The 10,987-nt window shown below is 36.9% G+C and carries 14 protein-coding genes and 1 tRNA gene; 8 read left to right on the top strand and 7 right to left on the bottom strand.

What is annotated here, in order from left to right; genetic code table 11:
• Both AC1DSB_RS07740 and AC1DSB_RS07745 read right to left on the bottom strand, forming a co-directional pair.
• Positions 1–984 (bottom strand): DUF6702 family protein (locus tag AC1DSB_RS07740; protein ID WP_477586327.1); only part of this gene is annotated, 984 nt, incomplete at its 3' end.
• A 345-nt stretch (positions 985–1,329) separates the two neighbouring features.
• On the bottom strand, positions 1,330–2,205 hold the full coding sequence (locus AC1DSB_RS07745) for an endonuclease/exonuclease/phosphatase family protein (RefSeq protein WP_477531847.1): 876 nt from the start codon (positions 2,203–2,205) through the stop codon (positions 1,330–1,332).
• Between the two features lie 247 nt (positions 2,206–2,452).
• On the opposite strand from AC1DSB_RS07745, the gene AC1DSB_RS07750 reads away from it, so the two are divergent.
• The 6 genes from AC1DSB_RS07750 (at position 2,453) to AC1DSB_RS07775 (ending at position 6,401) form a co-directional block, all read left to right on the top strand.
• Positions 2,453–2,593: a hypothetical protein gene (locus tag AC1DSB_RS07750; protein ID WP_477531846.1), complete on the top strand. Its 141-nt coding sequence runs from the start codon at positions 2,453–2,455 to the stop codon at positions 2,591–2,593.
• Entirely contained in the window at positions 2,593–2,781 is a 189-nt protein-coding gene (locus AC1DSB_RS07755; protein WP_016427903.1) for a MerR family transcriptional regulator, read from the top strand. Before AC1DSB_RS07750 ends, AC1DSB_RS07755 begins: the two co-directional genes overlap by 1 nt.
• Before the next feature lie 188 nt (positions 2,782–2,969).
• On the top strand, positions 2,970–3,671 hold the full coding sequence (locus tag AC1DSB_RS07760; RefSeq protein ID WP_477531845.1) for a metallophosphoesterase family protein: 702 nt from the start codon (positions 2,970–2,972) through the stop codon (positions 3,669–3,671).
• A gap of 668 nt (positions 3,672–4,339) precedes the next feature.
• Positions 4,340–4,744 (top strand): hypothetical protein, encoded by a 405-nt coding sequence (locus AC1DSB_RS07765; protein WP_477586329.1) that lies wholly within the window; start codon positions 4,340–4,342, stop codon positions 4,742–4,744.
• Positions 4,745–4,884: 140 nt separating this feature from the next.
• Entirely contained in the window at positions 4,885–5,244 is a 360-nt protein-coding gene (locus tag AC1DSB_RS07770; protein ID WP_477531843.1) for a DUF2750 domain-containing protein, read from the top strand.
• 182 nt (positions 5,245–5,426) lie between these two features.
• Positions 5,427–6,401, top strand: coding sequence for an NAD(P)H-dependent glycerol-3-phosphate dehydrogenase (locus tag AC1DSB_RS07775; protein ID WP_477586331.1), 975 nt, complete (start codon positions 5,427–5,429; stop codon positions 6,399–6,401).
• A gap of 494 nt (positions 6,402–6,895) precedes the next feature.
• On the opposite strand, the gene AC1DSB_RS07780 is transcribed toward AC1DSB_RS07775, so the two are convergent.
• The 4 genes from AC1DSB_RS07780 to AC1DSB_RS07795 all read right to left on the bottom strand — a co-directional run bounded on the left by AC1DSB_RS07780 (position 6,896) and on the right by AC1DSB_RS07795 (position 8,309).
• Positions 6,896–6,968 (bottom strand) — tRNA-Val (locus AC1DSB_RS07780).
• Positions 6,969–7,045: 77 nt separating this feature from the next.
• The gene (locus tag AC1DSB_RS07785) at positions 7,046–7,570 is read right to left on the bottom strand and encodes a 2'-5' RNA ligase family protein (protein ID WP_477531841.1); all 525 of its coding nucleotides are present in this window, start codon (positions 7,568–7,570) and stop codon (positions 7,046–7,048) included.
• Between the two features lie 17 nt (positions 7,571–7,587).
• On the bottom strand, positions 7,588–7,728 hold the full coding sequence (locus AC1DSB_RS07790) for a sunset domain-containing protein (RefSeq protein ID WP_477586335.1): 141 nt from the start codon (positions 7,726–7,728) through the stop codon (positions 7,588–7,590).
• Positions 7,729–7,751: 23 nt separating this feature from the next.
• Complete coding sequence (locus AC1DSB_RS07795) at positions 7,752–8,309, bottom strand: thermonuclease family protein (RefSeq protein WP_477531840.1); 558 nt, start codon at positions 8,307–8,309, stop codon at positions 7,752–7,754.
• A gap of 67 nt (positions 8,310–8,376) precedes the next feature.
• Between AC1DSB_RS07795 and AC1DSB_RS07800 the strand changes: the two genes are divergently transcribed.
• Both AC1DSB_RS07800 and AC1DSB_RS07805 read left to right on the top strand, forming a co-directional pair.
• Entirely contained in the window at positions 8,377–9,222 is an 846-nt protein-coding gene (locus tag AC1DSB_RS07800) for a DNA-3-methyladenine glycosylase family protein (protein WP_477586333.1), read from the top strand.
• A gap of 99 nt (positions 9,223–9,321) precedes the next feature.
• Positions 9,322–10,602 carry an MDR family MFS transporter gene (locus AC1DSB_RS07805; protein WP_477531838.1) on the top strand — a complete coding sequence of 427 codons (1,281 nt, stop codon included), beginning with the start codon at positions 9,322–9,324 and terminating at the stop codon, positions 10,600–10,602.
• Between the two features lie 48 nt (positions 10,603–10,650).
• Here AC1DSB_RS07805 and AC1DSB_RS07810 read toward each other — a convergent pair whose 3' ends face one another.
• Positions 10,651–10,794 carry a hypothetical protein gene (locus AC1DSB_RS07810; protein ID WP_016427895.1) on the bottom strand — a complete coding sequence of 48 codons (144 nt, stop codon included), beginning with the start codon at positions 10,792–10,794 and terminating at the stop codon, positions 10,651–10,653.
• Positions 10,795–10,987 lie beyond the last annotated feature (193 nt).

Consider the following 10,987-nt stretch of genomic DNA (forward strand, 5'->3'; position numbering starts at 1 on the left):
ATAAAGAAGAATGGGAAATAGCAGAATGATGATCAGTGCTTGTCCTACTTCAACACCGACGTTAAAAGAAAAAATGGACAAAAGCGAACGCCAGGTTACATCATTTGACAGCTGTAATGCACCGGCAAATCCCACCCCATGGATCAGTCCAAAGCCAAATACGACGGCAAAACGGAGCTTCGTAGAGAATCCGAAGAAATGTTCCAGGGCGACGAATGCAATACTTAACGCAATGAGAGGCTCTATAATCTCGGAAGGGAGATTGATTAGCTTTAAGGCAGTGAGGCCTAGTGTAATACTGTGGGCTAAAGTAAACACAGTAATAATTTTGAGAATATCTGAAAATCGGCGCGTACCGAGTAAAAGAGCGATCACAAACAGGATATGGTCATACCCGATCATAATATGGTGGAATCCGAGTTGAATAAACCGAATGATTTGACCGATGATGGTTTCCTTGCCGATTTGCAGTTCCCGTTCACCCCCATGAAAAACAAATTGTCCTTTTGCTTTATCCAAGTTATAGGTTGCGATGTTCCTGTGCATGGGGTCATTATCGTCAAAAAAGACGCTGTACTGAATTTGGATCGATTTCTCTTTGGCAGGGCGGGGGAACTCAAGCATGATTTTGGCATAATCTCGGTTCGTTCTTTTTACAACCTCTGTTGCCTTTATCATTCCTTCTGATTTAGCTCCATCCGTGAATAGTTGAAAATGGGAGTCCAGGTATTCCGTTACAGCATCCTGTTTATCTTCCAATGCCTTTGTCAATTGGTCCTTAGAGGAACCTGGATTAACCTCGAAATCTATCAACCTTCCAAGCTCAAAATAGTCCAAATAAAGCTCTACATTCAGCTTGTCTCGATCCAGCGTGATGTTTGAATATCCCTCGCTGTTATCTGTGTGAGCTGATGCGTTAACAGGACACAACGTTATCGTAATAATGAATAAGAGCATCATATTCCATAAAACGAACTTTCTCACCTCTACACACCCTTCAATCTAGTAAATTGTCCATTGCTTACTCTCCGTCTCTTATGAGTCGGCAACTTYATTTAAAGAAAAAGCTGCGTAATCCCAATACCTATGACAACGCTTTAGCTGCATAACCAAAAAAATAATGTATCTCTCTTCTGGGATCAGGGGAAATCGGCTTAGGTGCCGGAGCCTTTAATGCAAGGTAGTTTTCTAATTCAGATCCGAGAAGAGAGAATTCATTCATAGTATTCCTGTCTGGCTTATAGTGAATGTTTAGCTCTTAAGTGCATAAAGTGTTTCCTATGCTCAAAAATCCAAAATTCTTACCGGAAATAGTAAGCTGTCACCCATCTACTTTTGTCCATTATTAAATGGCTCGTTTCGTTCAAGTTTGATAACAGCGGTCACTGGGAGATGATCAGAAGCTAAAGTTTGAATCACCTCGGCATTGACTGTTTCGATATTATCGGTTGTGAAAATATAGTCGATTCTCACAGTAGGGTTTATAGAAGAATAAGTGTAAGCTGCAGGTTGATCAGCAAAAGCATCACTAAAATTGGAAATCATCAGCTGCATTTCCGGGCTTTTCGGTTTTGCGTTTAAATCTCCCATGATAATTTTAGGTCCTTTAACTTGCCCAGCAAGTTCATTGACTTCCCGAATCTGGATTTCGCGTTCTGCGGAAGTCAGCGCTAGGTGAGTATTATAAAAGTGAACTTGATTTCCTTTAACATTGATCGTCGCCTCTAGCAGGCCTCTCTGCTCCGTGTTTCCAATTTTCGTAAGTTTGTGGTTTTCAGAATCTAAGATTGGATATTTGCTTAAAATCGCTGTCCCATACTGGCTGCGCGGTTCCCCTTCGATTAATGGTGCATTATCAAGGTTTGCTCCATACACATAAAACATGCCAAGCCGTTTTGCCAGCCAATTTGCCTGGTCTTCGAAGTTGCTGCGACTAGACCAATGATTGTCCACTTCCTGCAAGCCAATGATATCTGCCTCCGAGTTTTCAATAACCTGAGCAATCCGTTCCAAATCCAAAACCTTATCTGTCCCTTCACCGTGATGAATGTTATAAGACATTACCTTAACGTCAACCGATTCTCCGCGTGGGAACTCGGTTTCATCGGCAAAGGAGTTTTGTCCGAAACCAGAAAGAGCAACAATGGCACAAGCAACAGTCAAAATGAACGATACTGCTTTTCGTCTTTGATATTTTGTCATCATAATGAATCCTCCTAATCGATTTATGTATTTCTACTTTAATCATACAAAAGGAATTTATGGTTTTTATAGAAACTAAATTAAGAGAATGTATAATTATGTTACTATTTTGTAAATTATGGTTATTGGGACCTATGACAATGGTACTGTTGAAAATTTATTTTCTTTGGACAAAAAAGTGACCGAAGGAAAAGAAAATGGATAGTTTAGAAAGCCTCCTAAAGAAGAAAATTCTTTAGGAGGTTTTTTATTGGAATATAAACGCGACTTAGAACAGAAACGTAAAGAATCTTTAGCATTAATAGAGGAGTGGGAGAGGAAACTTGAAGAGGGAATTAATCAGCTCACAGAAAATGGACTTATAACAAGAAGTGTTAAGAGTGATATTTAATGAAGAAAGAAGAAATTGAGTCATACCCTCTTGTATTAACAGCAAAAGAGATTAGTTCAATCCTGAAAATTTCTAAACCCAATACATACGAGGTGATGAAAAGAATAGATTTTCTACTTATAAAAATTGGAAGATGTAAGGGAGTATTAAGAGATGAATTTTTTCGTTGGTTAATGAGCCAACAATAGAAAAGGAAAATTTGGTCTTTAAGAAAATCTTCCTTAAGTGAAACAGTATATAACAGTATCAATTAATTTCTATGTAATGTTTATATACTCATGAATATCTTCACATGAGAATAAATTTTAGTCCATTTATAAATATGATAGAATAATAAAAACAAACTATTCTAACAGTTAATAAGGATGTGAGGCAGTTGAAACGAATGCTTGCCATAAGTGATATTCATGGTGATATAGAAAAGTTCGAGAGACTTTTGGAGCTTGTTCAATATGACAAAGACAGAGACCAGTTACTTTTATTAGGTGATTTTGTAGATCGGGGGTCCCATTCAAAAGCTGTTTTAGATAAAGTCATTCAGCTGAAATGCGAGGGAGCGATTGCTTTAATTGGCAATCATGAAAAGATGATGATAGATGCTTTTCATGGTGATCTGATGAACTTGAAAAGATGGTATTACAATGGCGGAATAAAAACGCTTCAAAATTACTACTATGACATTGAAAAGGACGATGCTGAGTATTGGTTTACGACCGACGAAATGCCTGAGCCTATTCAAATGAATGATGACATCCGCACACATATTGAAATACTAAAAGAGTTTCCATACTACTATGAAACAGAAACCCACATCTTTGTTCATGCAGGAGTTGATCCAGAAACACCAATAAAGTCGTCAGAACCTCATACATTAGTGTGGATTCGTGAGGAGTTCCACAAGGGATACAAGGGAGTAAAGACCGTTGTATTCGGACATACACCGACAAAGTATTTGCACGAAAGCAGCGAAGTATACTTTGGGGATAATAATATCATTGGAATTGATGGCGGCTGTGCTTATGGTGGAAGGTTGTATTGTCTGGAGGTTGGGAGTTCACAAGTTTTTTATGTTGAATAGTACATATTAGAGCATGATTTACTCGAAAGGTTCGCTCTCTTGAGACTAACATTAGAGTAATTTTTTTCAGAACACTTGGAGATTAGATGAAACAGAAATATTGTTCCAGTCAATTCTTCTTGGAACATTACAATACAAGACGTAAGCAATGGAATCTAAAAAAGATGACTCCAGCACAATACCGGGGTCATCTGATCGCTGCATAATTGCAGGGTACCTTTTATTTAAGTGTCCGTAATTAAGGGTTAGTTCACAACGGTAGAGAAAGCTCTTCTTTCCTATGCAACTTCTGACGATAAAGTTTACTGTGAATATGAAAAATACATACAATTACAAAATCGAAAATTATATGGAGTAGAATCTAGTTGTGTAATAGTTGGTTGTATAGATAAGAGGATGCATGATAAGAAAGGTAATGATTTATGAACTTTAAAGAAATCGAAGTCCCTCAAGAATACTCTTTGCCTTTCAACTAAAGTTCTTGTCATTCTGTATGCCTTCTTTCATTCAAGACTAGACCGTCATTAACCGGTGCTTTAGTTAAAGATCATTGGGCTGTTTAAACAGCCCTTTTTCTTATAGAACTAACGGGGGAGAATAGTTGAATAAGAAGATGTAATTTTGATTGATTATCAGCATTAAAATAAATTGAAAGGGGACGTATAAGTATGATTGATTATTTTGAACGTAAAATTAGATTAAGGGACTTTGAAGTGTGGGATGTTCGAATTGGCGACCAACATTATTCTTTAGCCATTTTAGATGAATTTCGCCCTGCCACATTTGATGATTTTGAAATTCCAGATTTAATTTATGAAGAAGATGACCAGCGTGCAWACTATGTCTCTGCTACATATTTCTCTGAWGARGCTGTTAAAGATGAACATAAAGAAATACTGCGTGAATTTGCACAAATGCTTACAGAACACTTAGCATTGGCACATTGTGAAGTAATTATAAAGATTTATCAAGAGAACCCTGAAAAAGCGATAGAACTAATGATGTTAACGAAATATGGTTTTAAAGAATCAAATATACCATTAGATAAGTTATTGCATTTTAATCAAGAGTAGAGACCTTTAGTTCTTCTTCAACTAACGGGTGCTTTACTTCAGTAAAGAGTGAAGCCTTTTTCTTCTTCAACTAACGGGGCAGGTTAGTTCAATAAGAAGTGAATAATCTCTAGAAAAATTAATATAATTGAGGTGTTCTAATGAGCCAAGCATCAGCACAATATCGTGGTTTTATAAAGGAGATATTGCAGCATCAAAAAGTATGGGCAATAAAAGATGAACAAGGTTTTCCCTCATTTACGAATCTCAGTGGTGAAACAACAATGCCATTCTGGTCGTTAAAATCAAGAGCTGAAAAAATTATAAAAAACGTTCCTGAATATAATGAATTTCAAATACACGAAATCACATTAGATGATTTTCTTATCAGATGGTTAACGGGTCTTGAAGGAGATGGTCTATATGTTGGGGGGAATTGGAGTGGAAAGAGAGCAACAGGCTATGATTTAAAGCCCAAAGAAGTGTTTGAACGAATTAAATATGAACGAGAAATAGAGTGAGCTTATTAAGCTAACGCGTGCATTGATCCAAGAAGGAAACGCTTTTTTTGTTGAACTTATTGTACTAACGGGGCAGGTTAGTTGAAGAAGGAAAAGATAGTATCGGTGTGGAAGTTGTGATAAACAAAATACATCGACATTTTTGTTTCGAAATACAAATAATAAATGAGGAAGATAAAATAATGAGAATTTCGGTTTTAGGATGTGGCCGTTGGGGAACTTTCCTGGCTTGGTATGTTCATAAGGTTGGACACAATGTAATGTTATGGGGGCGAGAAAGCTCCAGAAATTATAGTAGTTTAAAAGAAACAAGAAAAAATGATTATCTTTTATTACCAAAAGAAATAGAACTCAGTAGTTCATTAGAAAAAGCAGTATCATCTGCTGATATAATAATTATTTCTATAAGTGCTCAAGAATTACGTCCTTTTGCACAACAACTAAGAACTTTACATGAAATACATGAGAAGACATTCGTATTATGTATGAAGGGTATAGAGGCTGCGACTGGGAAAAGGCTCTCTAAAGTATTTGGTGAAGAGGTTGGTAAGAATGTGAATTTGGCCGTATGGGTTGGTCCTGGACACGTACAAGATTATGTGAATAATATCCCAAATTGTATGGTAATAGGGTCGGAAAATATTGAAATAACTAAAAAGCTTGCTCGAGAGTTTAACAGTGATTTGATTAGGTTTTATTATGGAGAAGATCTTATTGGAAATGAAATTGGTGCAGCTGCAAAAAATGTTATGGGTATAGCAGCAGGAATGCTAGATGGATTAAATTACAGCAGTTTAAAGGGTTCACTCATGGCAAGGGGGACAGGGGAAATTTCCCGGCTAGTAAAAGCAATGGGAGGAAATGATCTGACCATATATGGATTGAGCCATCTCGGAGATTACGAAGCAACATTGTTTTCAAAACATAGTCATAACAGAAAATTCGGACAAGCATTTGTTGAAGGAGAACGGTTTGAGAAATTAGCAGAAGGTGTTTCTACAGTTAAGGCAATAAAAGAACTATCTATGCAGTATGAAGTTGAACTTCCAATATGCAATGCTTTACATGAGATATTATTCGAGGACAAAAATGCAAAAGAAACATTAGAAGAATTATTTTTAAGACCTTTAAAATTTGAATTTCAAACATCACGATAGTAACTGATACATTTTAGAGATTTTCTTAATTGTGTAATTCAACTAACGGGTGCTTTAGTTGAATAAGAAAAAAGAAAAAAGCTAACGTCTGAGAAAAGACGTTAGCTTTCTGTATTTACAGGTATGCTCCGCATGTACCGTTTTAACGCAAACCCAAAATTCTTGTAACGCCTAAAACCCTTGATATATAAAGGTTTTAGGCGTTTTTTGTAAACATCGATATATAATCGGTGTTCTTTTTTTGCTACATTATTGAATGGGTTTTAACATCGCACCTTCATATACAAAGTTATAAGTTTCATCTTCTGGATCTTATGAAACAAGCATATAAGGGGCTTCTTCATCTCCATTGATAGAAGATTTCAGCTTCTACAGTTTTACTAGGACTTTGGATGATTATTCGATCACTTACGTTTATTTTTGGGAAGATGGTTCACTAAAAAGAAACGCCTGTAAACATTGATATAGCAACGTTTACAGGCGTTTTAAGCGTATGATCCCGACTGGGCTCGAACCAGCGACCTCCACCCTGTCAAGGTGGCGCTCTCCCAGCTGAGCTACAAGATCGTTTTTACTAGGACAAATTCTATTATATCGTTCATAGGCTAATAGTCAATGACCTAATAAAGAAATATGCGAATAATTTACTTTAAAAAATATGTCCATTCAGTTTGTGCATATCCATTTACAATCGACCAGCATTCCAGCGCGACCGCCTTGCCTGATTGTGGTTCAAACGCTAAGCTGGCTCTCTGGAAAAGCGGACCCCACGCTGTGAGAGGCACTTTGTTAATCAGTGATGAATGAGGAACCCATTTACCTGGCAGGTAGGGAGATATTTCATTCGTATGTAAATGCGAAATTAATGAAAATAATTCCCGATGAAACTTCTCCAATTCTTTTGTAACGACGGAAGCTACAAAAAAAGTACCATTCTGTTTGAAGAAACCTAATGAAGAAAATGAAATGTCTAGTTGTTTTTGTTGTTCTATCCATTTGTTTACTTGTTCTTTTAATGTCGCCGGATTGATCTTTTCAAAAGAAAACAGGCTAATATGTGGAGGCATTTGCGTTTCATTGCCCCGTCTTGAAGCTAAGTGTAAGTCTTTGCTATCATGCTCTAATTTTGTGGAAAGTTTGTAATCAAACCTTAAGACAAGTACTTGCATATTCATTTCTCCTTTACTTATTCCCCAGATTTTTTAAATCCTGCATCCAATGCTTGCTGCTCTGAACAAAACCATTTTTCTGGTTTTGTTTGTTCATAATATTTTCCTGTTGGTATGTGATAAATTTTCTTGTTTTCACGATTGATATTGCCTTTAATTAAGCATTCGCTCGGATGTTTATTTACTTCTGTTTTTCTTCTTCAACTTTTGTTTCATCGAATCCTCTTTTGGTTACATAGTTTTTATATTCCCATACTCCCAAATTGTTTTTACGGGCAATTGCTTCGGCTTCTTTGTAAGCATCTACATAACGATCATTTGGAGGGAAAATATAGGCAACACGAGCAAGCCCTTCGGATAGCAATATTTCTTGGACGGATTGTCCATCTGCATAAACATATGCCAAAAGACGTTCGTAATCATCATATCGGTCTCCTTCATCAAATTTGAGAGACACAGCAACATTCTTCAGTAACTGTTCATTGCGTTCACTCGCTTCGTCACCAAAAGGCTGATTCCCAAGTGTTTGGTGTCTTACTTCGGGAGTATCGATTAATAAATACCTGACAGTTTCTATCTTTCCGTTATACTTTACTTTAATGGTGTCTCCATCAATGACAGCAATCAATTCGACTGGAATCGTATCGTTTGCACTGGTTGATTTATCAGTAGAATTCGAACTCACATCACAGCCTGCGAAGAGAACTGGAACGAGAAGGAGCCACAACCATTTTTTCATTTATATCCCTAGATTCTTACTGTCAAAATGTATGTACTAAATATAACCGAACAGGAAGGAAACGACTATGACAGAAACTATTCATTTAGATTTCCCTTATAATTTCGAGCGTGTGCTCGATCGATTATCAATGGACCCATTAATTTCTTTAAACAAAGAAAAGCGATATGTAATGGTGCCAACTGAAGAGCGCAAAATTTATAAAGTTCAAGCCTTTGGTACAACCGATRAGCCTGTATTCAAAATAATAGGACTTGAAGACGATAAAGAAATCCAGAAAATCAAAGAAATTTTTCATTTCGACCGTTCCCTAGAACCTATTCATGAACACTTTGCAAAAACGAACCTTGCTTTACTATTTGAAGAACACCGGGGGACACCCATCATTCGGGAATTTTCGTTGTATGCGACCTTAATGAAAAGCATTATTCACCAGCAGCTGAATTTATCCTTTGCACATACATTAACAGAGCGATTTGTTCATACATTCGGCGAACAAGTGGAAGGAGTATGGGTGTATCCTGATCCTTCTGCAGTAGGGGAACTTCAAGTTGAAGATCTGCGGAAATTGCAATTCAGTACGAGAAAAGCAGAATATGTAATCGGTGTTTCAAAAGCGATTGCAAACGGAGAATTGGATCTCGAATCACTTTCTTATCAAGATGATGAAACAATTATTGAGACTCTAGTGAAATATCGTGGAATCGGCCCATGGACAGCGGGAAGTTTTTTGCTTTTCGGATTGGGCAGACCTAATTTATTTCCACTTGCAGATATCGGTTTGCAAAATGCATTGAAAAAAATTTGGGGAACAGCAGATAAACCGAAAGCTGCGGAAATTTCTTCGCATTTTCCGGAATGGTCTCCTTATTTAAGCTACGCATCGCTTTATTTATGGAGAAGTATTGAGTAAATTCTGTCATTCAGTCGAATTATGTATGTCTATTTAATGGGTCCCAATGATACAATAATTTTATGAAATATCAGATAATGATCTTGGGGAGTAGACATCATGAGAATTAGAGATTGGGATCGAAGTTTGAGAGCAAGGTTAATAGGAGAAGCGTTTATGAACATTACGTTTTGGATGTTTTTCCCTTTCCTTGCCATTTATTTTGCAGAGGAGTTTGGTAAAACTACTGCCGGTTTATTGCTTATCTTATCGCAAGTGTTTTCAGTAGGAGCCAATTTAGCGGGAGGCTATTGTGCTGATCAGTTTGGTCGAAGAACGATGATGGTCTTATCCTCGTTTGGTCAAGGGGGCGCGTTTTTCCTGTTTGCACTTGCAAATTCACCTATTTTAGATTCACCTAGCTTAGGATTTATCGCATTCACTATCGCAAGTATGTTTGGCTCTCTCTATTGGCCAGCAAGTCAGGCTATGGTAGCAGATGTAGTACCAGAAGAGCACCGTAGTGATGTCTTTGCCGTTTTTTATACTTCCATAAATATTGCTGTTGTTATTGGACCGATTCTTGGAGGGATTTTCTTTTTTAGCTATAGATTCGGATTGATGGTAACCGCAGGTCTCGTATGTTTATTACTGGCATGGATCCTCATTAAATTTACTGAAGAGACGAAACCAGTTCGTTCAGATGATGATGCACAAGGGGCACCACGTGGATTTATGCATGCCATCCAAAAACAAGTGAAAGATTACGGTGTGATTCTGAACGACAAATTGTTTCTGCTTTTCATTATTGCAGGAATACTAAGTGCACAAACGTTTATGCAATTGGATTTACTGCTACCGGTATATATTAAGGAAGTAATCGGAAATCAATCTTTGGGAACTTGGTTTGGAACAGATATAAAGCTTACAGGTGAACTTGCCTTTAGTGTACTTATTTCAGAGAATGGATTACTTGTAGCTTTGTTGACAGTTGCTGTTACACGGTTTGTTGCGTCGTTTAAAGAGAAAAACATTTTCTTCATATCATCCATCTTGTATGCATTGGCCATGATTGTTTTTTCTCTGTTTGATTTATTTTGGATTTTTCTTTTGGCGATGGCAATCTTTACATTTGGTGAGTTAATGATTGTAGGCTTGCAGCAAAGCTTTATTTCAAAATTGGCACCAGAACATATGCGAGGCCAGTATTTTGCGGCTGCTAGTCTACGTTACACAATTGGCCGAATGATTGCCCCATTATCCATTCCACTAACAGTTTGGTTCGGCTTCTTTTGGACATTTACCATCATTGCGATACTAGCTGTAGTAAGCGCTTTTGTATATTACGGCATGTTCTATTTATTCGAACAAAAAAAGACAGCTTCTCCGTCATCTTCTTGAAGGGGAAGCGGTCTTATGTAGGTTGGAATCGAAATTCTATATTCAAATTTATTGTTCCGTCGTTTCAATTTGTTCAATTTCATTGAAGTAGATGAAGGATTCTTCTTCTAATTCAGCTAAACGTTCCTTATTGATACCTAGGCTTAAGTTTCCTGAAAAGATAGGTTCCCACCAAGTTTCTGTTTTTAACATGTTATTTCCTCCTTTGATTGTCTTAAATTATTTGTTAGTTCTTTACCCTAAAAAGTTACACATATAAACAACTTTTTTGATAAATACTTCTTAAGACCTTAAATAGAAGCAAAAACTATACGAAGGAGTGAGCGATATGAATCAAACAACATTTGCGGTTATTGGTACTGGTATTGTAGGAGAACGTATTATC

The organism is Paenisporosarcina sp. P4_E4_2, assembly GCF_056401595.1.